The organism is Halorubrum wangae, from assembly GCF_051194135.1.
In the GTDB taxonomy this organism is placed as follows: domain Archaea; phylum Halobacteriota; class Halobacteria; order Halobacteriales; family Haloferacaceae; genus Halorubrum.
The window spans coordinates 810,451-836,070 of record NZ_JBLZNH010000001.1 but is presented as its reverse complement, the minus strand read 5'-3'; the positions used below and the strand labels follow the sequence as shown (position 1 = coordinate 836,070).

Here is a 25,620-nt window from a genome sequence, read left to right as displayed (position 1 = left end):
GCCTCAGTCGCCGCCGTCGAGCGCCCGCTTCTCCTTCGCGACGACCTCGACGTCCGATATTCTGGTGTCCGGATAGCCGCCGTCCGCGTCCTTCTCGGCGGCCTTCACCATGTCCCAGACGACGTTGAGCCCGGTGGTGACGCCCTCTAACGCCTCCATCTCGCAGCCGGTCTTGCCGGTCGTCTCGACCGCGACGGTCAGTTCGATCCGATCGCCGCCGACCGCGAACTCGGTGTCGACGTTCGTGATCGGTATCTGGTGGCACATCGGGATCGTCTCCCACGTGTGCTTGACGGCTTGCACCGCGCCGATCCGCGCGGTCGCGAGCACGTCTCCCTTCCCGACCTCGTCGGCCTCGACCGCCGCGATCGTCGACGGCGTCAGCCGGATCTCGCCGCGCGCGACCGCGCGCCGGCTCGTGTCGGGCTTCGCGCCGACGTCGACCATCCGAACCTCGCCGGACGCGTCGGTGTGAGTCAGCTCCTCGGTGGGGTCTCCCGCCGTCGCTCGCCCCGCGGTCTGTTCGTCACTCATTACGCATCGCCTCGGGAAGCAAGTCGGGTAAGTCCGTCGCCACGAGCCCGTTCCCGTACGCCTCGGCCGCGGCGTCGCCGGCTCGGCCGTTCGCGTACACGCCGATCACGGCCGCCTGAAACGGGTCGATGACGGCCGCCAGCGCGCTGACCGCCCCCGCCAGCACGTCGCCGGTTCCCCCGACCGTCATCCCCGGGTTCCCCGTACGGTTCAGCCGGACCGCGTCGCCGTCGCTGACCACGTCCACCGCGCCCTTGACGAGCAGCGTGTGGTCGAGGTCCGCGGCGAACGACCGGACCAGCGCCGCCCGCTCGTTCGGGTCGGCCGCGGTCTCGCCGCCCATCTCCACGAGCTCGCCCTGGTGCGGCGTGCAGATCAGCGTCGCGTCCGTGTCGACGTCGGGGACGACGCGGAGCGCGTCGGCATCGACCACGGCCCGGCCGTCGTACCCCGACAGGAACCGGCGAACGAACTCCCGGACCTCCTCGCCCTCGCCGAGTCCGGGACCCAGCACGACGACGTCGCTGCCGGCGGCGAGCTCAGTCACCCGGTCGACGTGGGCCGGCCCGATCCGAGCGCCGGGGAGAGAGCGTACGATGAGGTCCGCGGAGTACCCCTGAACCTCGCGCGCGACAGTCTCCGGGCAGGCGACGCGAACGAGGTCGGCGCCGGCCCGGAGCGCCGCGCGCGCTGATAGCGCTGGTGCGCCTGTGTACGGGCCGCCGCCCACGACGAGCACCTCGCCGTTCTCGCCCTTGTGCGACGTCGGGTCCCGACCGAGCGAGAGCAGGTCGCCCGGGCCGGCGAACCGCTCCGCGGCCGACGGAATCCCGATGTCCGCGACCGTCACCGCGGCGTCGAGTGCACCGAGCCCCGGCTTCTCGTCGTGGAACGTGACGACCCGGTCGGCCTCGACGTGTGTGCTCGCGTCCGACCGGCCCGTCGAGTCGGCCTCGGCCCCCGTCGGATCGCCGGTGTTCGCGTCGATGCCCGAGGGGACGTCGACGCTGACGACGACGGCGTCGCTCTCGTTCACCAGTTCTGCTGCCGTCCGCTCGGGCTCGCGCAGTGCGCCCGACGCGCCCGTGCCGAGCATCGCGTCGACGATGACGTCGGGGTCGCCGAGCGAGAGGTCGGCGGAATCCGCGACGATTTCGGTCGGGATTTCGGCCGCGTCGAGGGCCTCCCAGTTTTCTCGTGCGATGTCGGTGCGGAGCGACTCCTGTCGACCGAGCAGGTGGACCGTCGTCTCGTACTCCGAGAGGAACCGCGCGGCGACGAACGCGTCGCCGCCGTTGTTCCCGCGACCGCACAGCAGGGCGACGTCGGCGCCCGCGTCGGCGGCGGCCCGTACCTCACGAGCGACCGCGTTGCCTGACGACTCCATCAACTGCTTGCGCGGGACGCCGAGGGCCGCGGCGTTGGCGTCGACGGCGGCCATTCGTTCGGCAGAAATCATGGCTCGGAATTCGCGCTCCGTGAGATTAAGTGTGGGGTCGAGCGAGCGACCTGCTCCGCCAACGGCGACCCACCACGGCAGGGCGGAGAGTCTCCCCGCCTGCGCCCGGAATGAAAATGTTGAAGCTTTTTGCTCGAAAATCAGCGAGGTAGAACTCGTGCGACCCGCTTCATTCCCAGACGCGCCGGTGGAATTCGTCCGGCTCCCGTCCGCTGCGGACGCGACACCTGACTATCCGACCGGTCGAAACACGGTGCGTGCGCCCTCTCAGATCGATCTCCGGCCGACGACGCGTAGACGACGAGACCTCGCATGAATATCGGATTCTTCACGGACAGCTACTTTCCCGGTATCGACGGCGTCACCTACACGATACGCGCGTGGCGCGACCGCTTGGAGAACCGGGGACACAACGTGTACGTCGTTTACCCGGCGAGCAACCACGAGCCGGACGCCCGAGAGCTCCCCGTTCGGTCGCTGCCGAATCCTCTCTACCGCCAGTATCGCGTTCCCCTCTACCGGCGGCTCTCCACGCTGCCCGACCTCGACGTCGTCCACTGTCACGGTCCGGCGGCGACCGGACTGATGGGGCGTCGGTACGCGAAGAAACGAGACGTAAAATCCGTGTACACACACCACACGCCGATCGAGGACTACTTCGTTCAGGGGCTCAAGCTGAAGTCGCTCTCGAACATCGCCGGCCGCTTGTACGTCGGCTACGAGAACCGATTCCTCCGCTCGTTCGACTGCGTCACCGCGTCGACCTCGCGCATCCGCCGCGACGTGGCACCCCGGAAGCTCCCGGTCGGCATCGAGATGGACACGTTCCGCCCCGTCGACGGCTCCCGGTTCGAGACGGACGAGCCAACCATCGGGTATAGCGGGCGGATGACCCGCAACAAGAACGTCGACGAGATACTGCGACTGGCCGAGCGCATGCCAGACGTGCGTTTCGAACTCGTCGGCGAGGGGCCCGTTCGAGACGCCCTCGAACGCGACGCGCCGGCCAACGCGACGTTCCGCGACTTCCTCCCGCGCGAGGAGCTGCCGGCGTTCTACTCCGCGCTGGACGTGTTTGTCACCGCCTCCACCTGTGACACTCTCGGGCTCTCGACGCTGGAGGCCAACGCTTGCGGGACGCCGGTCGCCGCGGCCGATGTCTCGCCGTTCGACGAGACAATCGGCGAGGCCAACGGCGCGCGGTTTCTCCGCGGTGACCTCGACGACATGGTGCGCGCGGTCAAGGACTGCCTCACCGGCGACCGACGGACCCGCGAGGCGGTCGAGGGCTTCTCCATGACGCGCACGATAGATGAGTTGGAGTCCATTTACGGGGTGTCATCCTAAATGGGAGCGGACAACGTCGACGTCTTCCAGCGACTGGTGTTCGGTGCCCCACCGCTGAAGGCACAGATCCCGGCGCTCGTCGGTCTCAGCGTCGTGTACAGCCTCGTCACGTTCGTCGCCTTTTCGATGTTCACGCCGCTCGCGCCCGAGCCCTCCAGCGTCCTGCCCGTGGCGGTCCTCATCTTTCTGTTCCCCTTCCTCTTCGGTGGCGAGTTGTTCCACCGCGTGTTGCCGGCGTACCCGCGCTCGTGGAGCTTCTTCCTCGCCTTGATCAACCAGTTCGTCCTGTTCGTCTACGCGCTCGTGCTCTCCGGCGCGAACGACGTGGGGAACGCGTGGAGCATCGTCTGGCTCCTCTTCATCACCATCTACCTGATCAACATCTTCGCGCTCGTCGTGTCGGCGGGGATCGACCGCTACAAGCGGATCCTCCTCGTCGCGCTCGCGGAGCCGGCGGCGCTGATAACAGCGTTTTACGCGTTCGCGGGCGGGAATCTCGGGTTCTCGACGTACCGGCACGTGTTCGCGTTCGCGTCGCTGCTCATCGCGGCCGCGTTCCTCGTGTTGGTCCTGGCCATCGTCGACTACCTGATCCGCACGAACACAGACGTCTCCGCGTTCGCGCTCACCTCCGGAATCCTCCGGAACGACCGCGAGTCGCTCGACCTCGGCGTCGAGGCGGAGCCCGCCGTCGAGACCCTCGCGATCGACAACGGGGACCGGCTGACGCTCGCCGCCCCGTGGGTCCACCCCGGCCCGCTGGGCGGGTTTGGCGGCGGACAGCTCAGCGGCAACGTCATCGACGCCCTGAACGACGGGCACGACGAACACGGCTTCTTCCTTCACGTCCCCTGCACGCACAAGGAGGACCTCTCGAACCCGACCGACGCGGAGAAGATTCTCGACGCGGTTACCGACCCCCAGGGGATCGGGCGCGCCTCGCAACTCGTGCACGAGGATTACGGCGAGATCGAGTTCTACGGTCGTCGATTCGGGGACAAGCAGGTCGTCTACCTCCACAGCGAGGGGATCGACGACTACGACACGGGGGTGTTCATGCGGGATGTCGACGAGTCCGAACTGCTCCTCGTCGATCTCCACAAACACGACATTCAGGACGGTCCGACGAAAGAAGTCCAGTACGGGTCGAGCGAGGCTGACCGCCTGAAGCGTCACTTCGACGACTTCCGCGAGGGACTCGCCGAGGCGCCGCTCGGCGAGTACGCGGCCGGGTTCGAGACGCTGCACGACGAGCAGGACATGATCGCGATCGTCGAGTCCGTCGACGGCCAGGACGTGCTTACGGTGGGGATCGACACCAACGGCGTCACCCCGGACATCCGGCGGCTGGCGGCGAGCCACCGCGACGAGTTCGACGAGGTGCTCGTCTTTTCGACCGACACGCACGCGTCCGTCCACGAACTGGCGAATATGAGCCAGTCGAACGTCGAGGCACTCGAAGCGGCGATCGAACGCGCCGTCGACCACGTGGCGCCGGCGACGATCGGACTCGACAGCCGGCGGACGGCACCGCTCAAGCTGTTGAAAAACGACTACAACGGGCTCGTGTTCAGCGTCAACATCCTCATCCGACTGACGGTGATCGCGCTGCTGGGACTGTACGTACTGCTCGTGTTGTGGCTGTTCTTCTGACGGAATCACCGCGGGCTCGCTCCCCGACCGGCGCGCCGCGCGCGATCAGTTAACGGCCTTGGAGAGTTCGGCGCCCGCCTTGAACTTCACCACGTTCTTCGCCGCGATCTGGATCTCCTTGCCGGTCTGGGGGTTCCGTCCCGTTCGAGCACTGCGTTTCGAGATGCTGAACGACCCGAACGAGTCATCCGAGGCGTCCGAGTCGTCCGAGCCGCCCGAGTCGTCCGAGCCGCCCGAGTCGTCCGAGGCGGCGACCGACAGTCGATCGCCTTTCTTCAGCGCGTCGACAGCCACGCTGAGGAACCCCTCGATCGCACGCTTCGAATCCGCCTTCGAGAGGCCAGCGTGCGACTCGTCCCCCGTCGCCCTCGCGATGTACGCCGCGTCGATCACCACGTCGGCGTCCCGGCACTTGGCACTCGCCTCGTCACCCCTTCCGGGATTTAAATCGAGAGCGGCCGCAAACTCGGGGCACGCGTCGAACGTCACCGGCGACTCGTCTTTCGGACGGCGCTCGGACTGGGGGTTCCGTCCCGTCCGCGCGCTGCGCTTCGAGATGCTAAACGAGCCGAAGCCGACCAGGACGGCGCTGTCGCCGACCGACAGCGCCGCCGTCGTCGCGTCGGTGAACGCGTCGAGCGCCCGCTCCACGTCGGCGGTCGAGAGGCCGGACTTGCTCGCCATCGCCTCGATGAGTTCCGCTTTCTTCGTCGCAGCGGCCCCACCCGTCGTCGTCGCGAGGCCGAGTCCGAGGGCGGTCGAGACGAGCGCGCCCCGCCGTAGTACGGTACGCCGCGAGAGAGTCTGTTGAGGCATTTATTCTGTAATCTCCGAGGACTATTACGTTCTATGAGAGCTTAATTGTACTGTGACAGTCTTTTAAATCTATATGTCGGCGGTGTCGCCGCCCTGGTAAACCTCGCCGGCCGTTCGGCTCGGGAGCGGTTTTTGGCGCCTTTGCCTGACGGTCACACTCGCTGGGCGGAGGGGGGTGGTCGACACGCTATTTAAATGATAGTTGAACCAGCCTCTGCCCGCGTATCACTCCCGCACCGCATCGATCCCGAGCACCGAGACGGAGAGGCCGCCGATCAGCATCGGGAGCCAGTAGACGGCGCCGCGGAACACGAGCACGGCGGCGGTGACGGTCGGTGCGGCGACGCCCGTGGTCGGGACGAGCAGCGCGACGAACGCCGCCTCGATCCCCCCGAGCCCCCCCGGAAGCGGCGTGGCGCCCGCGACGTATGCCAGCGGCACGGCAAACAGCGCTATCTCCGGGGAGATCGGCGCCCCGACGGCGGCGAACGCGACCGTGAGCGCGGCCGCCTGCAGCGTCCAGCCCGCGAGCGACAGTCCGACCGCGGCCGCGAGGCGGCGGGGCCGAGTGCCGACGCGCTCGATGTCCGCAAAGAAGTTCTGCAGGCGCGCCGAGAGCGCTTCCTCGACGCGGCCGGAGTCGAACCGCTGCAGCCGCCCGAGAAGCCCCCCGACGGCGGCCGGGAGCCGATCGACGAGCGTCCGCCGGTACCGCCAGCCGAGCGCGATAGCCGTCGTGATCGTCGCGATCAGCGCGACGGCGACGCCGACGGCGACCTCCAATCGATCGCCGACGGCCGCATTCGCGGCGTACGCGCCGACGCCGAGGAACACCAGCGAGATAGAGGGGACGACGTTGAGCACGTCGACGGAGGCGATCCCGACCAGCCCCGTCTCGTACCGCGCCCCCGAGGCCTTCGAGATGAGCGCCGCGGCGACCGGCTCTCCCCCGGCCTGCCCGAAGGGAGTAACGTTGTTCGCGAAGACTGCGCCCGCGTACACGAGGAACGACGTCGCGACCGGGAGGTCGACGTTGAGCGAGCCGAGGACCGTCCGGAGCATGAGGCTCCACGCGATCAGCCAGCAGATCGCAAGCGCCCCCGTTGCCGCGACGAGCGCGAGGTCGGCCCCGAGCACCGTATCGATCACTCGGTCCGCCCCGACGACCACGAACAGCACCGCGAGGATGCCGATCGCCGCGACCCCTCCTACCAACAGGCCGCGGCGACGGCGTCCGTCCATACCGTGCCTGCGTCGGTGCCGAACTTGAAACGTCTGATCGTCACGACGGCGTGAGTCGACCGAACACCAATAAGAATACAACCGTCGGTGGGAAATTTCCGGGTAATCTATGGAAGACCAGCGGTTCCTAGAGTCTGAGTGGGACTACTGTCTGGTCCTCGATGCGTGTCGCTACGACGTGTTCGAGGACGTGTACGACGAGTACCTCGACGGCAACCTCGAGAAGCGTTGGAGCGTCGGCTCGTCGACGCCGGAGTGGGCCTACCGAACGTTCACCGGCGACCACGACATCGCCTACTTCTCCGGAAACCCCTTCATCAACGACCTCGGCATTCCGCTGAACGAGCTGAAGTGGGGTGCGAGCTGCGACTACGAGTGGACCGCCTCCGATCACATCAGTGACATCCACGACGTCTGGAAGACCGGCTGGGATGACGACCTCGGCACCGTCCCGCCGGAGGGGCTCGCGGAGGCGTTCCGGAACAACCCCGAGGCCGTCGAGCGCGCCGACCGCACGGTGCTCCACTACATGCAGCCGCACGCGCCGTACCTCTCGCGCGGGAAGGGCCAGAAGCTCAAACAGATCCAGAAGGGGATCAAGCGGCAGGACGAGGAGAGCGAGGACGGCGGCGACGAGGACGACGGCGGGCTTCTCTCGTCGCTCAGCGACACGGTCCGACCAAAGATAGAGAGCCGGCTCGACGACAGCGAGTTCGCGCAGAAAGCAGGGCTGTGGCTGGAGCTCGATCCGGCCGATCTCGTAAAAGACGGTACCCGCGTCACCGCGCTCCGCCTCTACGAGGAGAACCTGCGGATCGCCCTCGAATCGGTCGCGGAACTCGTCGACGAACTCGACGGGACGGTCGTCGTGACCGCCGACCACGGCGAGGCGTTCGGCGAGGAGGGCGTGTGGGAACACCACATCGAGACCCACATCCCGCCGCTGATGGAGGTCCCGTGGCTGGAAGTCGAGTGAGCGACGCCCCGAGGGTCACCCGCGCCGCCGCAACACAGCGATGAAGGTCAGCCACTACTTCGAGTTCGAAGACCACGTCACCGGCGGGATCCGCGAGTCCGTCGTCCACCAGCGGAAGATGCTCGACCGCGAGGGGATCGAGTACACCACCGAGCCGACCCTCGACGCCGACGTGCTCCACTGCAATCTGATGGGGCCGCGTTCGGTGTGGTATGCGAAGCGCGCCCGCGACCGCGGCGTGCCGGTGGTCGCGCACACCCACGTCACCGCCGAGGACTTCGGCGACAGCTTCCGGTTCACGAATGCGCTCGCGAAGCCCCTCAGACCCTACCTGCGCCGGGCGTACGGGCTCGCCGACGCGCTCGTCTGCCCCTCCGAGTACAACCGCGGCGTGATAGAGGAGTACGTCGACGCGCCGACGACCGTGATATCGAACGGCGTCGACCGCGAGAAGCTGGCGGGCTTCGAGTCGCTCGAATCCGAGTACCGCGAACGATACGATCTCGACCCGCCGACGGTGTTCCTCGTCGGCCACGTGATCAAGCGGAAGGGGTTGGAGACGTTCGTCGCCCTCGCTCGCGAACTCCCCGAGGTCGACTTCGCGTGGTTCGGCCCGCTCGACCTGTCGTTGAAGGGCCGCGAGACGACCCGCCTCATCGAAGAGTCGCCCGACAACTGCACGTTCACCGGGTTCGTCGACGACATCCGTGGGGCGTTCGCCGCTGGCGACGTGTTCCTGTTCCCGACCCACGAGGAGAACGAAGGGATCGCGCTGCTGGAGGCGATGACGGCCGGAAAGGCCGTCGTCGTCCGGGACATCGAGACGTTCTCGTGGCTCGATGACGGCGAGGACTGCCTCAAGATCGACCCAGACGACGCCGAAGGGGAGACCGCCGCGTTCGCCGACGCGATACGGCGACTGTCCGACCCCGACCTCCGCGAGCGACTCGGGTCGAACGCGGCGGCCCGAAGCGAGGCGTACTCGCTCGATGCCATCGCGGAGCGGTACCGCTCGCTGTACGATCAGCTGATCTGATCTCGTCTTCTCTCGGGGGCGGCGGGTTTTGAACAGCAGTGGGAAATCTTGTCTAAACCACAGTTGGTATGTCCGTGAGCGTACTTCGTCCACGTAACATGACACGCGTGAGCGTCATCGGCTGCGGAAACATGGGGGGTGCCCTGTTGCGCGGCCTCGCGAGGACCGACTCGTATCACCTGACGGCGATAGACATCGATCCGGACGTGCTCGCCGCCGTCGAGGACGCGGCCGACGAGACGACGGACAACGTCGCCGCCGCGAGAGAAGCTGACATCGTCGTGCTCGCCGTCAAACCGGACGTGGCCGAGCACGTGCTCGCGGACCTCGATTTGAGCGCCGACCAGCAGCTCGTGACGCTGGCCGCGGGACTGCCTCGCGAGTTCGTCGCCGAGCGGACCCCGGCGACGGTCGTTCGGATCATGCCCAACCTCGCGGCCGAGACGGGCGACATGGCCGCGGCGGTGACGAACGAGGGCGTTACCGACGAGGTCCGCGCCATGCTCGACGACGCCGGCGAGTTTGTCGAGGTCGACGAGTCGCTGATGGACATCTCGACCGCGGTCAACGGCAGCGGCCCCGCCTTCGCCTTCTACCTCATCGACGCGGTGAAGCAGGCCGGCGTCGACGGCGGGCTCGACCCCGAACAGGCCGAGACGCTCGCCGCACAGACGTTCAAGGGCGCGGCCGAGACCGTCCTCCGAGACGACCGCAGCGTGGACGAGCTCATCGACGCGGTCTGCTCCCCGAACGGGACGACTATCGAGGGGATGGAAGTCCTCTGGGATAGCGACGCCGATCAGGCGGTGGTCGACGCCGTCACGGCGGCTGCGGATCGCTCGCGGGAGTTGTCCGAGGCATTCGATGACGACTGACGGGGTCTCGCTCGGCACGGTGGACGCGGGTGTTGTCGACGACGCGCGGACCGCGGCCGCGGAAGCCGACCGCGTGGTGGTGAAAGCCGGGACCAACTCGCTGACGGACGACGAGTCGCGGCTCGACCGAGTGAAACTCGACAAGCTCGTGGCCGACGTGATGGACCTCCGCCGCCGCGACAAGGAGGTCGTCCTCGTCTCGTCGGGCGCCGTCGGCGCCGGTATCGGTCGGCTCGGTAACGGCGACGCGACCGTCGACGCCGAGATCGATCGCGGTAGCGACCTCATCGAGGAGAGCCAAGCGCTGTCGACGGTGGGGCAGAGCCTCCTGATGCGCCACTACACGCAGAGCTTCGATCGGTACGAGCAGCCGGTCGCGCAGATCCTGGTGACCGGCGCCGACCTCGACGCACCCGAGCGGTTCGAGAACTTCACGAACACCGTCGAGACTCTGCTCGACTGGGGCGTCGTCCCGATCATCAACGAGAACGACGCTGTCGCGACCGAGGAGCTTCGAATCGGCGACAACGACATGCTGTCGGCGTCGGTCGCTATCGCGCTCGGCGTGGATCTCCTCGTCACGCTCACCGACGTCGACGGGGTGTACACCGGCAATCCGGAGCGCGACCCGGACGCGACCGTCATCGAGGCGGTCGGGACGAACTACGGCGCGGTCCGCGAGATCACTGGCGACAGCACCACCACCGACTTCGGCGGAATCGAGACGAAGGTCGAGGGTGCCCGCGACGTGGCCGAGAGCGGTGCACCCGCGGTGATCGCCGGCTCCGCCACTCGGGACGTGTTAGCGCGGATCGCCGCCGGTAAACCGACCGGGACGCTATTCGTTCCGACGACGGGTGAGACGAATGAGTGAGATCGCAGACATCGAGCGCGACACGGACGAACTGGTCGAGGAGTCACAGCGAGCCGCCCTGCGGCTCGCCAACGCCGACGAGGCGACTCGGGACGACGCACTCCGGTCCATCGCCGACGCGCTCCGAGAGAACGAGACCGAGATTCTTGAGGCGAACGCACGGGATGTCGAGGCGGCCGAGGAGATGCTGTCGCGAGGCGAGTACGCGCAGGCGCTCGTCGACCGCCTAAAGCTCGACGCCGCGAAGCTCGACGACATCGCCGGGATGGTCGAGTCGGTCGCCGAGCAGGAGGACCCGCTCGGCCGGACGCTCGCCGCCCGCGAACTCGACGAGGGCTTGGAGCTGTACCGCGTGTCTGTCCCCATCGGCGTGGTCGCGACGGTCTTCGAGTCGCGACCGGACGCGCTGGTCCAAATAGCGGCGCTCGCGCTGAAGTCCGGAAACGCGGTCATCCTCAAGGGCGGCAGCGAGGCCAGCGAATCGAACCGCGTCCTCCATCGAGTGATCCGCGAGGCGACCGCAGACCTCCCCGAGGGCTGGGCGGGCCTCGTCGAGGCCCACGAGGAGGTCGACCGCCTCCTCGAACGCGACGACGCGGTCGACCTCGTCATGCCGCGAGGCTCCTCGGAGTTCGTCTCGCACATCCAGAACAACACGCAGATCCCGGTGCTCGGGCACACGGAGGGTATCTGTCACGTCTACGTCGACGACGACGCCGACCTGGAGATGGCGGCCGACATCGCCTTCGACGCGAAGGTCCAGTACCCCGCCGTCTGTAACGCGGTCGAGACGCTGCTCGTGAACGAGTCCGTCGCCGCCGACCTGCTCCCCGACCTCGTCGACCGCTACGAAGCGGCTGGCGTCGAACTCCGAGGAGACGAGGCCACGCGAGAGTTTGTCGACGTCGGCGCCGCGACAGACGACGACTGGGACACGGAGTACGGCGACCTCGAACTGTCGATCAAACTCGTCGACGACGTGTACGAGGCGGTCGAGCACGTCAACGCGCACGGCTCGAAACACACCGAGTCCGTCGTCACGGAGGACCGGGCGGCCGCCCGAGCGTTCATCACCGGCATCGACGCCGCGAGCGTCTTCCACAACGCCTCGACGCGCTTTGCCGACGGCTACCGCTACGGCCTCGGCGCCGAGGTCGGTATCTCGACCGGGAAAATCCACGCACGCGGCCCGGTCGGGCTGGAGGGCCTCACCACCTACAAGTACTACTTGGAGGGTGACGGCCACCTCGTTGCGAGCTACAGCGGAGAGGACGCGCTTCCGTACACGCACCGCGAACTCGACGCCGAGTGGACGTTCGACGATCGGTAGGCGACCTCGTTTTCACGGCGTCGGTATTGATTCGGCTCGTCGCCCGCAATAGCCGTGTCACTCTACCCGAACTGTCCCAACCATCCCGGAGCTCTCGTGTGGGATACAGTAGTAGCCGTACGTTCCGGGACGGTCGAACTGGTGCTCGTACGCTTCGCCCGGAGCGATGAGCCCCTCGCTGATGCGGTTCCGCGCAGCACGCTCCGATCCGAAGCCACCGCTTGCGAAGTACGCGGCGTCATTCGGTACCTCGTCTCCGTACGCCGTGACAGTGTGCTGAATATCGCTCTCGTTTGTCCAGATTACCGTCTCGCCGGACTCGATTGTCACCGTCTTCGGCGCAAACGTGTGGCTGTCCGGCATCGCAACGGTCTGGAGAGACGATGACTGTCCGTTCAAACAGCCGGCGGTGCTGAGAGTCGCCAGGGCAGCACTGCCGAGTCGCAAAACCGTCCGCCGGTCGTACATCGTGAGAGACATTGTAACAGAGTGAGGGACCGGTGCGTATTAGACCGCCACAAAGAGGTCGGTCACGTACATCACGCCGAGACCGAGTAGGAACGCAAGCAGGTTCGTGGCGCTGGCCACGCGACCGCCCGCATCCTGAACCATTCGGGCGATTTCCCAGTTGACCTGGAGGATTGCACCGACTCCGATCGCGAGGAAGAAGGCCCCGATCGTCGGCGAGTACGCGAGACTACCGATCCACCCACCGAGGATGACGGGTGCGCCGGCGATGGCACCGAGCGCCGCGAAGTGTTTGAACGCTGGGCGTTTTCCGCGGGCGACCGGTGCAACGAGCGCCGGACCTTCCGTCACGTTGTGAAGCATGAACCCAATCACGAGGAACACGCCGAGAGACACACGCCCGAGTGCGAACGAACTCCCGATTGCCAACCCCTCAGCGAGGTTGTGCAGGCCGATCCCTACCGCGACCAGATAGGCGATCCAGAGACCGCTACCCGCCCGACCGTCTCCGGCGGCGACTCGGCCCTCACGCCACGCACTGATCGACTGTACCAAGAGGAATGCGCCGGCGATTCCGAAGACGACCAAGAGGCTACCTTCGTACGCGCCCGGAATCCGTTCGGCGAGTTCGAACGCCTCGAACCCGGCATCGAACGCCAGGAATCCCAGTACGCCGGTCGCGAACACGAGAACGGCGTGTAGCCACCGATCGCTCATCGTCTTGATGTACGGGAACCACAGCATCCCGAGTGCGACCGGGATGACACCGACGAACACTCCGATGACTGCGAGCGTCCCGAGCAGACCGAGGCTAAACCCGGGTGACTGGCTCGGAGCGACGATTGTCGTATCGAACGTCGCCCCGTCAGAGAGCACGAGAGCGACGTTGAGATCCCATCCCGGATTCCAGTGATACGGGATCACGACCTGTGCGCTTTCCATCGGAGCGAGCGTTTGGTCACCGCCGGCCCCGTCGACCCGGAAATTCCAGTAGGCTTCATCGACGAGCACCTGCGACACCGTCACGGAGTCGGGGCCGTTGTTCGTCACGTGTAGTACGACCGTTTCGTCGCTCGGAAGCGTCGTGTGCGTGACCGTCAGGTCGGGAAGCGGTTCGCCGCCTTGAACGCCGGCGAGCGGCGACGTGAACGCGAAGACGCCCAAGACGAGGAGGAGCAACACGATCGGCAGTAACGCGCTGACCCACCGCGGTAGTCCGAGCGGCCGTGTGTCTTCCTTCTCAACTGGTACACCATCGTCCGTCACCGAACGCTCTCTGTTGTCCGTCATGTTAGACCACCTCGAAGAAGCTCATCCAGCCAAGTTCGGCGAACTCGGACTGGTGTGCGTGGAACATGTACAACCCGGGGTCGTGATCCGAGTAGTCGATCTCGATGATTCCGCGCTGTGCCTGCGTCTGCACGATCGTGTCCACGGTCTTGTTCGTCGGCGTCAGCGTCGTGCCGTGGTCGTAATAGTCGAAGAACTGCGAGTGCGTGTGGAACGAGTTGATGAGGTCGAACTCGGTCGCATTCGCGAGATACACGCGCTGGCGTTCGTTCTTATCGATCTGGATGGGCCGTTTCGTCTCCCCCGCCGCCCAGTTGCCTTTGCCGTCCGTGCCTCCGACTCCGTATCCGAACGCTCGCGTGTTCACCGCGTACACCTCGTTGCCACCGTCGAAATTGGTGTCGAACGAGTTCATCACCATCACCATCTCGTTGACGGCGTCGTTTTCGGCGTACTCGTGGTTCCGGCTTTTCGCCTCTTCGAAGAGCCGCGTCCGCAGGTCGTCGGTAATCGGCCCGGGGTAATTGACGTAGTCGCGCGGGTTTTCCCTGACGCGTTCGGGGTCCGGATCGACGATGATCGTGCCGTACAGTCCGCGGTGGATGTGCTCTTTCAGCGGAAGCGAATGGCAGTGATAGAAGTGTGTGCCGGCGGGCTGAGCGATCCACTCGTACGTGAAGGACTCGCCCGTATCGAGCACTCCCGGCCCGTTCTGTGGAATTCCATCCATCCGCGGGTTGAGGTTCTTCAAGTGCGGATGGATCGTGTGGGCGTGTCGCCCGAGGTTCGTGAACTTGACGCGTATCAAGTCGCCCTCAACGGCACGGAGCGTGGGACCCGGCACCTGGCCGTTGTACGCCCACGCCTGGAACTCGATGCCCGGTGCGATAGTGATCGTCGTGTCGACGGCAGTGAGCTCGAACTCCCGTACGGTTCGGCCGTCTTCCTCATAGGTCTGCTGAGGGACGTTATCCTGACCGCTGTCTCCGGTATTGAACGCGGTGAGGAACTCGTGCGGATCGAAATCCAAATCTTGGTATTCGCCCACCGTACCGAAGTTCCCGTGCTCGCGTTCGTCCTCGTGGCCGGCCGAGGCACGCGCCCCGCTACTCCCGAGTCCGACCGCTGCACTGCCGGCGACACCGAGACTACCGAGCACTGATCGTCGACTGACTGCTGTGTCACCGGTGAGTGAGTCGACCAATCGCTGTTCGAGTCGTTCCGTGACTTCGGCTGCACTCTCGTAATCTATCGATGTCATGATCGCTTCCACTTGTCGTATTTTCGGATACGCATATCTGATAGTCAATGACGCAAATATATAAATTAGACGCCTCTAAATTTTGAATGTGTCTTGTCTAAGTGAGGGCGGTATTTCGGCTTGCTGGTGCTGTGGTACCCGTCGAGGAGGGCGTTCCGGGAGCTAACACGGAGTAACGAACCGCAGACTGCGATTCAAACTGTCCGAGATGACTGACCGACGGCCAACTCATTTCGTATAGCATCATATACTATACGCGGTGGGTGACAGACACAATCCCGACCTATTCAGAAGGTCATAATTTAGTGCCACTCCGGAATTATTACCCCGCGTGCTCACGCAGCCTCCGACATGGCCGACTCCGACTGGGGCGACTGGCTGCCGCGCGCGGTCGCGGACGCCGACCCCGACACGGTAGCGCTGTGGTATCTGGGTTGTAACGGCTTCGCGATCAAGGGCAGCGAGGGGACCGTTCTCTGGATCGACCCGTACGTCGGGACCGGAGACCCGCCTCGCACGGTCCGGATGATCCCGATCCCCTTCGATCCCGAAGATGTCGAGGTCGCGGACGCGGTGCTCGCGACTCACGAGCACACCGACCACGTCCACGGGCCCTCGCAGGCGCCGATCCTCGCGAACACCGCCGCCGACTTCATCGCGCCCGACGACTCCCTTGCGGTCGCACGCGAGACGGAGCGCTGGACCGAAGAGTGGGACGTCGAGAGCGAGGCGTTCCTCGAAGTGACCGAGGGCGACGAGTTGAAGATCGGAGAGTTCACCGTCCACGTCGTCGAAACGCACGACTCGGACGCCACTCACCCCGTCGGCTACGTGATCGAACACGACGCCGGGACCGTGTTCCACGCCGGCGACAGCAAACCGTCCGACTCGTTCTCGTCGCTCGCCGACGAGTTCGACATCGACCTCGGGATTCTCGCGTTCGGCTCTGTGGGAACGGTCCCCGACAAGGAGACGGGCGAACCGGTCAGGACGAAGTGGTACAGCGACGAGAACGAGATCGCCAAGGCGGCGAACGACCTCGACCTCGACCGGCTCGTCCCGACACACTGGGACATGTGGAAGGGGCTGACCGCAGATCCGACGGCGCTCCACGAGCACACGCGGAGCTTCGAACACCCGAAGCAACTGGAGATCGTCGAGATAGGCGACCGGATTGAGCTGTAGGGGACGAGTTGGTCCGTCGTCGACCCCGCCGCGCGAATTGAGCGAAACCGCGCGTTTCAACGCCCCAGTGGTTATCAATGCCGAAACCCGGCCCGTGGAATTTAAGCCCCTGCTCCGGGAGGGACCGGTATGAGCGAACGGACGGCAGAAGCGGCGACGACCGTCGATGAGGACGGTATTCGCGTCGAGAAATCCTTCACTGACGACGCGTTCCCAGTACCCGCGGTGACCTACGAACTCTCCTCGGACCGCGAGGACCCCGTGCGCGTGCGCATCGTGGACCGAATCCCGGAGTCGTTCCCGATGGACCGCATCGGGTTCCACCCGGAGTACGAGAGCGAGAACTGGACCGCATACAAGGACCACCGCGTCGAGTTCGAGCGCGTGCTCGACCCTGGAGACACCATCGAGACGGTGTTCGGCATCCGCGACGACGACCCCGACCTCGACGGCTTCCTCGAAACGCCGGTGATCGAACACGTCCCGGTCGGTGAGGAGATCGAGGACGTGCTGGGAACCGGAGACACAGACGCTGTCAGAGAGGTTCTCTCGGGCGATCGCGCCACGCTCCCCGGCATGGAGGGCCCGGCCGTCGACGAAGCCGAATCGTCCGATCGACCGACTACCCCGGAGCCGCGGACCGTCTCCGCGGACGGCACAGCCGCGGTCACGGCTCACCCCGACGAGCCTGAGGAGCCGATCGAGGCCGCGGACGGGGACGATCTCGACGAGGAAAGCGAGGCAGACGAGACGGACGTAGCAGATGAGACGGTGGACGAACCGAACCCGACCGTCGACGACGCTCCGGACGCCGATGAGGAGCCCGCAGCGCCCGACGAACCCGTTCCAACCCCCGACGCGGCGGCCGAGGGAGGTCTCGCGGCCGCACTGGCGGCCGAGATCCGTGCCGACGAGGTCGCGGCGGACGATCTGGAGGTTCTCCGGGAGGAACTCGATATCGGCGTTCCGCGCAGCGTCGACGTCCGTATATCCCGTCTCCAGTCCAGCGTGGCCGATATCGAGGCGTACGCCGACGCGCTCGCGGAGTTCATCGACGGCGAGGGACGAGGTCGAGAGCTGCTCGAGGACATCGATCAACAGGTCGAGACCCTCGAATCCGAAATGGACGCGCTCGACGACAGGGTCGACGCCGCAGACGCGGACCGAGACGACCTCCGCGAAACCGTCTCCCGAGTGGACGACTCCGTCGACGCGGTCTCGGCGGACGTCGACGGCGTGAGCGAGCGCGTGGACGGCGTCGAGACGACGGTTGCCGCCGTCGAGGAGACGCTCGCCGACGTAGAGTCGACCGTCGGGGACGTCGCGGGCGACGTCTCGCGCATCGACGAGAATACGGACGCGCTCAGCGACGCGCTCGACGACGTGGGCGACGACGTCGAGACGCTGTACGAAGAGGTCGACGACGCCGCCGCAGCGGCCGAAGCGACCACGGAGCGCGTCGTCGACGTCGAGTCTCGGCTGGGGCGCTTCGACGAGGAGTTCGACGACCTCTGGGACGACCTCGCGGAGGTCGACACTCGACTCACAGGGATCGAAGACCGGCTCGGCGACGACCTCCAAGACGTCGAAGCGGAGATCAGCGCGATCAACGACCACCTGGAGGAGCTCGAGGCGTTCCGGAAACGGCTCAACGAAGCGTTCGGCCCGTAACGACAGTCGGCTCGATTGTACCGTCGAATTCCCTCTTTTCTGTGGCAGTCGGTCGGTGACGAGCGTTGACTCGGTCGTCGTCGAGACGCGACACCGACGGAAAGCGCAACCCGTTTTAGCCGCGGCACCCCACTGCGGGTAATGAGCGAACCGGTACCGGTCGCCGTCCCGCGGAAGGGCCGTCCCCTGGAGGCCGTCCTCGAACGGATCGCAATCGTCGGCGACGACGACCGGCTGGAGCGGCTCGCGGACAGCGTGAGCAACACGCTTCGCTACGAGAAGGCGGTCACGAAGGGCGGCGTCGACGCCGACGAGGGGCCGTACCAACGGTTGGCCGAGTACTCCGACCCCCACGTCTCGGCCGAGCCGGAGTTTACGCTGCTGCGCGACGACCGCGACGGAAAGCCGCGCCGGATCGTCTTCGACGCCGCTACCGTCGACCTCGGCGACGTGAGACTGAAACTCGTCGGCCGAGAGGAGCCGTTTCGGGCCCTCAGGACCCACGAGTTTGCGCTCGGATTCGACTCGGCTGACCTGGTCTTAGAAGAGGTCGTTGGGATTCGACCGGAGGGACTCGGCGAAATCGCCGACATCAACGAGCGGATCGACCCGGTCGACACCGACGTTCGGGTCGTTAACGGGCTCGGAGACACGGTCCATCACACGCTCATGGGGCGTCCGGAGGGACTCGAACCGGGGACGGACCTCAATCGCGCGTATCTTGCCGGCTACGAGGGGCCGCTGTGCATCTCGCCGCGGTACGAGCGTTTGGTCACCGCGGTGTTGGGGACAGAAGCGCTCGACGGCGTCGAGTTCGTCTATCCGGATCCGGACGAGGAAGAAGAGGCAGGCATCGCGCGGGCGGGCCTCGGCGTCTACCTCACCGTCACCGGGTCGACCGCACGCGATCACGGTCTCGTCGTCGGCGAGCATCTCTTCCCGAGCGAGACCGTGTTGATGCGAAACTCGGCGGAACTCGACCCAGCGGTCGAGCGGGCGATAGCCGTCCTCGACGCCGAGGACGCAACCTCCGAGATCCGCGTCTGACATCGGACGGCGGAACACGGCCCTCACTGCGCGGAGCTACACGACACAGCGCTTGCGATGTGCTTCCTGTCGAATCGACCGAGAACGGACGCCTTGGCCCTTCACAGTGAGTTGCGGTCTCAGTCGTTATATCACGTCACTCGTTATAGCGAAATAGAATATACATGTCGCGGACGATACGCACTGAAACAGGCTCATCGTCCACGCTGAACGGAAGGCAGTCACGAACGCGGGATTCGGTCGCGGAGTATTCCTATCGCGACCGACGACGTGTGGGGTGTCGTCCGCGGATGGACCGAGTCGAGACGTCGCTCCGAACTGACATCACTCGCGGAACGGCCAGGAGCTGACTCACCGTCGGCGAGGACTGCCAGCGAAAGAACGGCGCAGTCGAGCAAAAATCTGACCGATGCTGAACGACTGAATATGTTGAGACTGGAAATTAATATCCCGTATTGTAGGGCCAAACTGAGAATTTATAATCCCACAATTGAGTATATGCCACAGTCAACGGCAAAATGAGATGCCCACAACACTGGATAAGTGACTTTATCCGGAATTGTGGGATAGTTTGAAGATGGGGGCAGGAGTACTCCGACTCGAACGATGAGCGAGGACCGCCGCTCGGTGAAGACGTACGTGCCCGTCGACCAAAAGGATCGGTGGCAGGATCACGCGGACGAACTCGGGATGTCACAGAGCGAGTTCGTCAGAACGATGGTACAGGCCGGCCGTCGTGGCTTTTCGACGGCCGATTCCGGGAACCCCGTCGACACCGATCCTTCGGGGTCTGACCCCAGGGGTGACGCGCTCGAAACACAGGTCGAATCGGCGCTCTCCGAGGGGCCGCTTTCGTGGGAAGAACTCGTCGAAGCCGTGGTCGGCGATTTCGAGGATCGACTCGAAACCGCGCTCGACGAATTACAGGATCGAAACCGCGTCCGGTACAACGGACGGAAAGGAGGTTACACGCTCACCGATGAGTAGCGCCCGCGCGCCCGATGAAATAGAGGACTCGGTGGGGTACTTCATCGAGGACCTCACCTATCACGGGAAGACGGAGCGCACCCGAGAGTCCTATGAGCGCGTTCTCAGGCGATTTGAGGCGTTTCTCGACGCGGACACGACCCCAGCGTCGGCGTCACATCGCGACTGCATGTCGTTCGTTCACTCGCTGCGCGGAGACGTCGCCGACAGCACGGTGGCAACGTACGCAGCCTACCTCCACCGGTTTTACGGGTACATGACCGAGCTCGGCGCGTTCGAGGGAAATCCCATGACGCTCGTGATGGAAGAGATGGACGAGACCGTCGACAAGGACCCGGCTCGACGAGACATCTCGATCCCCGCGATGCGCGAGTTCGTCGCCGGAATCCGTCACCCGCTTCATCGGGCGCTCATCGTGACCCTGCTCAAGACCGGCATGCGAGTCGGAGAGTGTTGCAACTTGGATCTCCGGGACGTCGCAGTCGACGACGCAGAGGTCCGTGAGGCGTATGCGGTCGGAACTCGACCGGCTCTCGCTGATCGGCCGAATTCACTGTTCGTGACCCCGGATGCGACCGTGGGAGAGTCGATGAACGGCGAAGTCAGAACTGCGTCGAACAAGCGGAAGCGCGGGACGGTGATCCCCATCGACGACGAGTTGGCCCGGACCCTGAAGGAATGGTTGGCGATCCGCCCGGACAGCCCCTCTCCGGCCGATCCGCTGTTCGTCGGCACGGCGGAAGGGTGGGGAGAGCGCCTTGACCCGCAGGCCGTCCGGCACGTCGTGGAGCGGTACGCCCGCGACGCCGGGTGGTATCGAACGGGCGGTGGCGCCGCGGAGAACGTTACACCGCATTACTTTCGGCACTTCTTCACGACGCACCTCCGCGACCGAACGGGGGACCGCGGCGTGGTCAAATACCTACGCGGCGACGTCGCCGACGACGTAATCGACACCTACACCCACAACTGGGGCGACCAGGTCAGGGAGACGTACGAGGCGAACGTGTACCGGCTGTTGGAGTAATACTGAGCCTCATCTAAATTTTGTCGTTTTTTATGCGACGTAATCTGTGTCGCATTACGACCGAATAAACTTCATGTCGCTATACAAAATATGGAGGAGTTGACTGCCTCAGATTCTACGCAGATGAACACCGACAAACCACCAGAATACTGAAACCGGTGGTCACAGTCACCGCGGACAGGAACGACGTCGACGATGCGAACTTCGGCTCCTACAGGAGATATCGGCTAGAAGCGAGACCGGGTAGCGCTCGTCAGGGGCCACCAACGAAGTGCCGCAGTGTTCTCCACGTCACCAGTATCTGCGCAGTACAGTTTGGCCTCCCAAAAGCGTCAAACAGTGCGGATTTCTTTTTTGAACGTGTAGCAGTATCGATCCATCCCGAGTCGATTCTCGTAAAATCGATGGGCATCGTCGCGCCAAAGCCCCGATTCCAAGGTGACACAGTCACAGTCGTTGTTCCGGGCCCATTGGGTGAGGAACTGCATCAGGCGTTCCCCATACCCCTCCGAGCGGTGATCTTTGTCCGTGACCAAATCGGCCACGAACAAATGGCGCCCGTTGTAGAAGTTCGTCTGTATGACCACGCCTGCGACCGCGACGATATCGCCTTGTTCAAAGACGGCGAACAGACGATACCCTTCGTTCCGCATCTCGTCTAAATACTCCTCATACTGGGCTTCCGTCAGATGATCGCGGAGCTGGCGCAAGACCGGAAACGCCGCTCGAAACTCGTTGCTCTTCGTCAACTCCCTGATCTCGTCACGACTCATACCACTGCCTCCGAATCGTGAAGCAAAATCATTTCGGCAGTGTACGGCGCTCAACACGCCACTCATGCCAACCGAGAGGGATCAGAGACGCCAGAATCGTGTGACCAACGCAATTGACACATGTAGTTGCTAATGGTTTATCGAAGACGGTGCTGTACAGCGGGCGAAAGTCGGTTAGCAGTTTCACGTTTGACACCCTCGAATTGAGTTGTCCAGTGTAGGGGCACCAAGATCACGGAAACGGCACTCCGGTAGTCGGATACGAGAGAACGGAGGGTAGATCGGTTACGATGGGCACTGTCGATATCCTATTTTCAGATACTTTCTTGTCTGAAACAGTGCCCGCTGAAAGGTGCGTGTTTACCATGAACAGATGAAATTCACCTCTATCACACATTCTTCCAAACAACTATATTGTCTGCTTAATGATTCTCGTGTATCCGAATGCTTGAGCCCCTTCTTATCGGTCACATTCTCCTTTTTGCCCTCTCTGCAATTGCCTGTGTGGTGACGATTCCCCAAGCACGAAAAGTCCAGCATAGGGAGACGCGAGAAGGGCTCGTCGTCTTCCTCGGTTCCGTCGCGCTGTGGTCAGGGGGGTATCTCGGCTACATTATCGCACCGACACGCCCGGTGAAAGTCGCATGTTATATACTCGGATTTGTCTTCGCATTCGTTGCCGTTGGGTCGTGGCTCTACTTTTGTGCTGCCTATACTGGCCGTCCGTCACGACACGCCCCGTACCGAAAGCTCATCCTCGGACTGTTTCTCTTCTTCACCGCACTCAAAGTCACGAACCCACTCCACAATCTCTATTTCACGACCGAATGGGTCACTGAACCGTTTCCGCACCTCGTTATCCACCACCAACTGCTCTACTGGGTCGTCTTGGGATTCTCCTATGTCGTCATCGCTGTCGGGTTCTTCATCCTCATGGAGCGGTTCTATCATACTGGCAGTGACAGTCGTCCGCTCGTCGTTCTCGTCGGACTCTCAGGACTGCCTGCGATTGCAACGATCATTGGTGGGCAAGTTGACTGGCTGCTCCCGTTAATGTACGAACCGCCCGGCGTCGCGCTTTTCGCCGTTGGCACGCTGTTTTTCTACAGGCAGCAGTTTGAGGCGATCCGACTCACAGGCGAGTCAGACAAACCGGCGATTTACCTCGATCAGGACGGCTGTATTCGGGATTTTAATCAAGCAGCTCGCAGACTCTTCCCAGCCCTGGAAGAATCGTTTGGCAAACCGCTCGATACTGTGAATACAGCACTTGAGAATCATCTCACAACACAAGACGTGTTGACAGTCACGCGGGATGACGAGACACGGTACTATGACGTCTCAAGCACACCATTCTTAGCTGGAGAGGTGATGACCGGCCAGTTAGTAACGATTTCCGACGTCACTGAACGTGAGCAATACCGACAGCGGCTCGAAGAGAAGACGAAACAGCTTGAAGCCCTGAATCGTGTGGTTCGACATGATATCCGGAACGATATGGCTGTGATTCTCGGCTGGGCCGAGGTGCTTGAAGATCATACCGATCACGAGGGGAAAGATGCGCTGAACCGAGTGCTACAGAAGTCCCGTCACGTGATTCAGTTTACGGAGGTCGCACGTGACTTCGTTGAATCGATCTCAATGGACGGTACTCCTGAATTGACTACAATCGAGCTACAGCCGCTGCTTGATACTGAGCTCGCTGCAGTACGTGATTCGTTCCCGAACGCTCAGTTTCAGGTAGCAGGTGAACTCCCCGACGTATCGGTACAGGCAAACGAAATGCTCTCATCGGTCTTCCGAAATATCCTCGAAAATGCGGTCCGACACAACGACAAAAAAATCCCTGAAATCACCGTTACCTGTGAAGTAAATCCAGAGACTGTTCGGTACCGCATAGCAGATAATGGGCCTGGTATCCCTGACGACCAGAAAGAACAGATCCTCGGGAAGGGAGAAAAAGGACCGGACAGTCTAGGATCAGGGATCGGTCTGTATCTTGTCCATCTCTTTACCAAACAATTCGGTGGCGATGTGTGGGTTGAAGACAACGACCCTACTGGTTCTGTCTTCGTCGTTGAACTACCCATTCATACACCATCGACCAAGGTATCTTCGTGAGATCCGGTGAAGTTGCCGAACAATTGTGGTACGACGAGTGAGTCACTCGAGCGCAATCACTGTCTCACACAACTCTCGCGACTGAAGGCTAATGATTCAGTGAGATGATCGGTACGTAAATCCGCTATACTGAACACAGAACTGTTGATACTGCGTCGGTAGCTCGCTCAAACGCCACTGAGAAGAGATTGATGCGGATCAGCTGGGCACTCAATCTTCTACTCGATGAACCACGGTATTTGATCCCTGCAGATCGATGAAGAGTGTCCGAACTAATCGAATCGTTGTGCTGAACTCACCCTCGAGATGCAGCACGCGACTGGGATCTGGAACGGCGGGTTTCCACAGAGCCGTTCGGATCAGTCGAAATCGCCAAATCGCGTTATCGGCGCTAACTCCTCAGTGGGTGGGTCCGCAAAGGCATCTCGGGCGATCGACCGGCGGTGGACCTCATCGGCACCGTCGATGAGCCGGAACTGGCGGACATTCTCGTGGAAGCGCGCGATCGGGAGATCGTATGCAATGCCGTTACCACCGCAGAACTGGAGTGCATCGTCGATAGCCTCTTGGACTGCGTTCGCGGCGAACGTCTTTGTCATCGCCACTTCGATCCGTGCCTCGTTCCCGTCGGCAATCTGCCCGGCTGCGTGCCGGACCATCGTTCGAGCAGCGTGAAGTTCGGTACGCCGGTCGGCGATACGGAATCGCGGCCCCTGCTTTTCCGAGAGTCGCTCGCCGAACCCCTTCCGTTCGGAGAGGTAGGCGGTCGCGATGTCGAGCGCTCGGTCGGCCATACCGGCATATCGCATGCAGTGCGTGAGACGGGCGGGACCGAGTCGCTGTTGAACGAGCGTGAACCCTTCGTCCTCCTCGCCGAGCGTGTTTTCGACCGGTACGCGGACGTCGTCGAATCGGATCTCGGCGTGGGTCGTCCCGACGAGCCCCTCGCCGAGGTGGGGAATGTTTCGGACGATGTCGACACCCTCGGTGTCGGTGGGAACCAAAATAACCGAACAGCCGGCGTACGGATGCGCCTCTTGATCCGTCCGAGCGAACGTTAACAGCACGTCTGCGTCGACCCCGCCGGTCGTCCACCACTTGTGGCCGTTGATGACCCATTCGTCACCGTCTTTCTCCGCCGTCGTGGCCAGCATCTTGGGGTCCGAGCCGCCGCCTTGCAAGGGCTCGGTCATCGCGAAGGCCGACTCGATCTCTCCCGATGCGAGAGGACGAAGCCAGCGCTCCTTTTGATCGTCGGTCGCCGCAATCTCGAGCGTGTGCATGTTCCCCTCGTCCGGTGCTGCACAGCGGAGCGCGGTCGGCCCGAGCAAACTGCGGCCTGCTTCCTCAAACACGGGTAGCATCTCCCGAAATCCCAGTCCGAGCCCCCCGTACGCTTCGTCGACCTGCGGGGCGTATATCTCCTTTTCACGCGCGATGTCACGCAACGCCTCGATCTCTGCCGCGGGGATCGGTCCGTGACCGAGCCACTCACGTTCAACGGGAAGCACCGTCCCGTCGATGAACTCTCGAACGGTCTCGGCGATCGCCGGTCCGCGTCCGATGTCGTCGTATTTCATACCATCATCTGCTTAGCACCGCAGATAGTAGTACCGGCCATCTGCTAGCAAAAAGCTATAACGCCCAG

22 protein-coding genes are annotated in these 25,620 nt (G+C 63.7%); 13 read left to right on the top strand and 9 right to left on the bottom strand.

Annotation, left to right across the window (positions count from 1 at the left end; genetic code table 11):
• Positions 1 to 3 precede the first annotated feature (3 nt).
• Both moaC and ACNS84_RS04240 read right to left on the bottom strand, forming a co-directional pair.
• The gene (gene moaC / locus ACNS84_RS04245; protein WP_435073591.1) at positions 4 to 534 is read right to left on the bottom strand and encodes a cyclic pyranopterin monophosphate synthase MoaC; all 531 of its coding nucleotides are present in this window, start codon (positions 532 to 534) and stop codon (positions 4 to 6) included.
• Positions 527 to 1,993 (bottom strand): NAD(P)H-hydrate dehydratase, encoded by a 1,467-nt coding sequence (locus ACNS84_RS04240; RefSeq protein ID WP_435073590.1) that lies wholly within the window; start codon positions 1,991 to 1,993, stop codon positions 527 to 529. Before ACNS84_RS04240 ends, moaC begins: the two co-directional genes overlap by 8 nt.
• Positions 1,994 to 2,305: 312 nt before the next feature.
• On the opposite strand from ACNS84_RS04240, the gene ACNS84_RS04235 reads away from it, so the two are divergent.
• Together ACNS84_RS04235 and ACNS84_RS04230 are read left to right on the top strand one after the other, a co-directional pair.
• Positions 2,306 to 3,340 carry a glycosyltransferase gene (locus ACNS84_RS04235; protein ID WP_435073589.1) on the top strand — a complete coding sequence of 345 codons (1,035 nt, stop codon included), beginning with the start codon at positions 2,306 to 2,308 and terminating at the stop codon, positions 3,338 to 3,340.
• Positions 3,341 to 4,993 carry a DUF2070 family protein gene (locus ACNS84_RS04230; RefSeq protein ID WP_435073588.1) on the top strand — a complete coding sequence of 551 codons (1,653 nt, stop codon included), beginning with the start codon at positions 3,341 to 3,343 and terminating at the stop codon, positions 4,991 to 4,993.
• Positions 4,994 to 5,038: 45 nt separating this feature from the next.
• Here the strand turns inward: ACNS84_RS04230 and ACNS84_RS04225 are convergent, their stop codons facing one another.
• Positions 5,039 to 5,809, bottom strand: coding sequence for an HU family DNA-binding protein (locus ACNS84_RS04225; protein ID WP_435073587.1), 771 nt, complete (start codon positions 5,807 to 5,809; stop codon positions 5,039 to 5,041).
• 225 nt (positions 5,810 to 6,034) lie between these two features.
• A complete protein-coding gene (locus ACNS84_RS04220) occupies positions 6,035 to 7,051 on the bottom strand; it encodes a lysylphosphatidylglycerol synthase transmembrane domain-containing protein (RefSeq protein ID WP_435073586.1) in 1,017 nt (338 codons plus the stop codon).
• Between the two features lie 109 nt (positions 7,052 to 7,160).
• Between ACNS84_RS04220 and ACNS84_RS04215 the strand changes: the two genes are divergently transcribed.
• From ACNS84_RS04215 to ACNS84_RS04195, 5 genes are all read left to right on the top strand, one after another.
• On the top strand, positions 7,161 to 8,027 hold the full coding sequence (locus ACNS84_RS04215) for a hypothetical protein (protein WP_435073585.1): 867 nt from the start codon (positions 7,161 to 7,163) through the stop codon (positions 8,025 to 8,027).
• 40 nt (positions 8,028 to 8,067) lie between these two features.
• Positions 8,068 to 9,063, top strand: coding sequence for a glycosyltransferase family 4 protein (locus tag ACNS84_RS04210; protein WP_435073584.1), 996 nt, complete (start codon positions 8,068 to 8,070; stop codon positions 9,061 to 9,063).
• A 98-nt stretch (positions 9,064 to 9,161) separates the two neighbouring features.
• Entirely contained in the window at positions 9,162 to 9,938 is a 777-nt protein-coding gene (gene proC / locus ACNS84_RS04205) for a pyrroline-5-carboxylate reductase (protein ID WP_435073583.1), read from the top strand.
• A complete protein-coding gene (gene proB / locus ACNS84_RS04200) occupies positions 9,928 to 10,812 on the top strand; it encodes a glutamate 5-kinase (protein ID WP_435073582.1) in 885 nt (294 codons plus the stop codon). Before proC ends, proB begins: the two co-directional genes overlap by 11 nt.
• The gene (locus ACNS84_RS04195) at positions 10,805 to 12,142 is read left to right on the top strand and encodes a glutamate-5-semialdehyde dehydrogenase (protein ID WP_435073581.1); all 1,338 of its coding nucleotides are present in this window, start codon (positions 10,805 to 10,807) and stop codon (positions 12,140 to 12,142) included. Before proB ends, ACNS84_RS04195 begins: the two co-directional genes overlap by 8 nt.
• A 57-nt stretch (positions 12,143 to 12,199) precedes the next feature.
• Here the strand turns inward: ACNS84_RS04195 and ACNS84_RS04190 are convergent, their stop codons facing one another.
• The 3 genes from ACNS84_RS04190 to ACNS84_RS04180 all read right to left on the bottom strand — a co-directional run bounded on the left by ACNS84_RS04190 (position 12,200) and on the right by ACNS84_RS04180 (position 15,161).
• Positions 12,200 to 12,505, bottom strand: coding sequence for a cupredoxin domain-containing protein (locus tag ACNS84_RS04190; protein WP_435073580.1), 306 nt, complete (start codon positions 12,503 to 12,505; stop codon positions 12,200 to 12,202).
• A gap of 144 nt (positions 12,506 to 12,649) precedes the next feature.
• Entirely contained in the window at positions 12,650 to 13,900 is a 1,251-nt protein-coding gene (locus ACNS84_RS04185) for a ZIP family metal transporter (RefSeq protein ID WP_435073579.1), read from the bottom strand.
• A 1-nt stretch (position 13,901) separates the two neighbouring features.
• Positions 13,902 to 15,161 (bottom strand): multicopper oxidase domain-containing protein, encoded by a 1,260-nt coding sequence (locus ACNS84_RS04180; protein WP_435073578.1) that lies wholly within the window; start codon positions 15,159 to 15,161, stop codon positions 13,902 to 13,904.
• A 351-nt stretch (positions 15,162 to 15,512) separates the two neighbouring features.
• On the opposite strand from ACNS84_RS04180, the gene ACNS84_RS04175 reads away from it, so the two are divergent.
• The 5 genes from ACNS84_RS04175 (at position 15,513) to ACNS84_RS04155 (ending at position 21,078) form a co-directional block, all read left to right on the top strand.
• Entirely contained in the window at positions 15,513 to 16,346 is an 834-nt protein-coding gene (locus tag ACNS84_RS04175) for an MBL fold metallo-hydrolase (protein ID WP_435073577.1), read from the top strand.
• Between the two features lie 129 nt (positions 16,347 to 16,475).
• Positions 16,476 to 18,017, top strand: a complete 1,542-nt coding sequence (locus ACNS84_RS04170; RefSeq protein WP_435073576.1) for a hypothetical protein — start codon at positions 16,476 to 16,478, stop codon at positions 18,015 to 18,017.
• Between the two features lie 141 nt (positions 18,018 to 18,158).
• Entirely contained in the window at positions 18,159 to 19,064 is a 906-nt protein-coding gene (locus ACNS84_RS04165; RefSeq protein ID WP_435073575.1) for a phosphoribosyltransferase HisG-related protein, read from the top strand.
• Between the two features lie 606 nt (positions 19,065 to 19,670).
• Positions 19,671 to 20,051: a DUF5805 domain-containing protein gene (locus tag ACNS84_RS04160; RefSeq protein WP_435073574.1), complete on the top strand. Its 381-nt coding sequence runs from the start codon at positions 19,671 to 19,673 to the stop codon at positions 20,049 to 20,051.
• Positions 20,044 to 21,078 (top strand): tyrosine-type recombinase/integrase, encoded by a 1,035-nt coding sequence (locus tag ACNS84_RS04155; RefSeq protein ID WP_435073573.1) that lies wholly within the window; start codon positions 20,044 to 20,046, stop codon positions 21,076 to 21,078. Before ACNS84_RS04160 ends, ACNS84_RS04155 begins: the two co-directional genes overlap by 8 nt.
• A gap of 332 nt (positions 21,079 to 21,410) precedes the next feature.
• On the opposite strand, the gene ACNS84_RS04150 is transcribed toward ACNS84_RS04155, so the two are convergent.
• Positions 21,411 to 21,851, bottom strand: coding sequence for a GNAT family N-acetyltransferase (locus tag ACNS84_RS04150; protein WP_435073572.1), 441 nt, complete (start codon positions 21,849 to 21,851; stop codon positions 21,411 to 21,413).
• A 444-nt stretch (positions 21,852 to 22,295) separates the two neighbouring features.
• On the opposite strand from ACNS84_RS04150, the gene ACNS84_RS04145 reads away from it, so the two are divergent.
• Complete coding sequence (locus tag ACNS84_RS04145) at positions 22,296 to 23,972, top strand: sensor histidine kinase (protein WP_435073571.1); 1,677 nt, start codon at positions 22,296 to 22,298, stop codon at positions 23,970 to 23,972.
• Positions 23,973 to 24,331: 359 nt separating this feature from the next.
• Here the strand turns inward: ACNS84_RS04145 and ACNS84_RS04140 are convergent, their stop codons facing one another.
• Positions 24,332 to 25,552 (bottom strand): acyl-CoA dehydrogenase family protein, encoded by a 1,221-nt coding sequence (locus tag ACNS84_RS04140; RefSeq protein WP_435073570.1) that lies wholly within the window; start codon positions 25,550 to 25,552, stop codon positions 24,332 to 24,334.
• Between the last annotated feature and the right edge of the window lie 68 nt (positions 25,553 to 25,620).

What these genes read in the sequence shown, in the direction of transcription:
- proB (WP_435073582.1), top strand. Translation starts at nt 9,928, where the DNA reads ATGACGACTGACGGGGTCTCGCTCGGCACGGTGGACGCGGGTGTTGTC.
- proC (WP_435073583.1), top strand. Translation starts at nt 9,162, where the DNA reads ATGACACGCGTGAGCGTCATCGGCTGCGGAAACATGGGGGGTGCCCTG.
- ACNS84_RS04165 (WP_435073575.1), top strand. Translation starts at nt 18,159, where the DNA reads ATGAGCGAACCGGTACCGGTCGCCGTCCCGCGGAAGGGCCGTCCCCTG.
- ACNS84_RS04240 (WP_435073590.1), bottom strand. Translation starts at nt 1,993, where the DNA reads ATGATTTCTGCCGAACGAATGGCCGCCGTCGACGCCAACGCCGCGGCC.
- ACNS84_RS04175 (WP_435073577.1), top strand. Translation starts at nt 15,513, where the DNA reads ATGGCCGACTCCGACTGGGGCGACTGGCTGCCGCGCGCGGTCGCGGAC.
- ACNS84_RS04140 (WP_435073570.1), bottom strand. Translation starts at nt 25,552, where the DNA reads ATGAAATACGACGACATCGGACGCGGACCGGCGATCGCCGAGACCGTT.
- ACNS84_RS04170 (WP_435073576.1), top strand. Translation starts at nt 16,476, where the DNA reads ATGAGCGAACGGACGGCAGAAGCGGCGACGACCGTCGATGAGGACGGT.
- ACNS84_RS04215 (WP_435073585.1), top strand. Translation starts at nt 7,161, where the DNA reads ATGGAAGACCAGCGGTTCCTAGAGTCTGAGTGGGACTACTGTCTGGTC.
- ACNS84_RS04210 (WP_435073584.1), top strand. Translation starts at nt 8,068, where the DNA reads ATGAAGGTCAGCCACTACTTCGAGTTCGAAGACCACGTCACCGGCGGG.
- ACNS84_RS04185 (WP_435073579.1), bottom strand. Translation starts at nt 13,900, where the DNA reads ATGACGGACAACAGAGAGCGTTCGGTGACGGACGATGGTGTACCAGTT.
- ACNS84_RS04180 (WP_435073578.1), bottom strand. Translation starts at nt 15,161, where the DNA reads ATGACATCGATAGATTACGAGAGTGCAGCCGAAGTCACGGAACGACTC.
- ACNS84_RS04190 (WP_435073580.1), bottom strand. Translation starts at nt 12,505, where the DNA reads ATGCCGGACAGCCACACGTTTGCGCCGAAGACGGTGACAATCGAGTCC.
- ACNS84_RS04235 (WP_435073589.1), top strand. Translation starts at nt 2,306, where the DNA reads ATGAATATCGGATTCTTCACGGACAGCTACTTTCCCGGTATCGACGGC.
- ACNS84_RS04220 (WP_435073586.1), bottom strand. Translation starts at nt 7,051, where the DNA reads ATGGACGGACGCCGTCGCCGCGGCCTGTTGGTAGGAGGGGTCGCGGCG.
- ACNS84_RS04155 (WP_435073573.1), top strand. Translation starts at nt 20,044, where the DNA reads ATGAGTAGCGCCCGCGCGCCCGATGAAATAGAGGACTCGGTGGGGTAC.
- ACNS84_RS04150 (WP_435073572.1), bottom strand. Translation starts at nt 21,851, where the DNA reads ATGAGTCGTGACGAGATCAGGGAGTTGACGAAGAGCAACGAGTTTCGA.
- ACNS84_RS04160 (WP_435073574.1), top strand. Translation starts at nt 19,671, where the DNA reads ATGAGCGAGGACCGCCGCTCGGTGAAGACGTACGTGCCCGTCGACCAA.
- moaC (WP_435073591.1), bottom strand. Translation starts at nt 534, where the DNA reads ATGAGTGACGAACAGACCGCGGGGCGAGCGACGGCGGGAGACCCCACC.
- ACNS84_RS04145 (WP_435073571.1), top strand. Translation starts at nt 22,296, where the DNA reads ATGCTTGAGCCCCTTCTTATCGGTCACATTCTCCTTTTTGCCCTCTCT.
- ACNS84_RS04195 (WP_435073581.1), top strand. Translation starts at nt 10,805, where the DNA reads ATGAGTGAGATCGCAGACATCGAGCGCGACACGGACGAACTGGTCGAG.
- ACNS84_RS04225 (WP_435073587.1), bottom strand. Translation starts at nt 5,809, where the DNA reads ATGCCTCAACAGACTCTCTCGCGGCGTACCGTACTACGGCGGGGCGCG.
- ACNS84_RS04230 (WP_435073588.1), top strand. Translation starts at nt 3,341, where the DNA reads ATGGGAGCGGACAACGTCGACGTCTTCCAGCGACTGGTGTTCGGTGCC.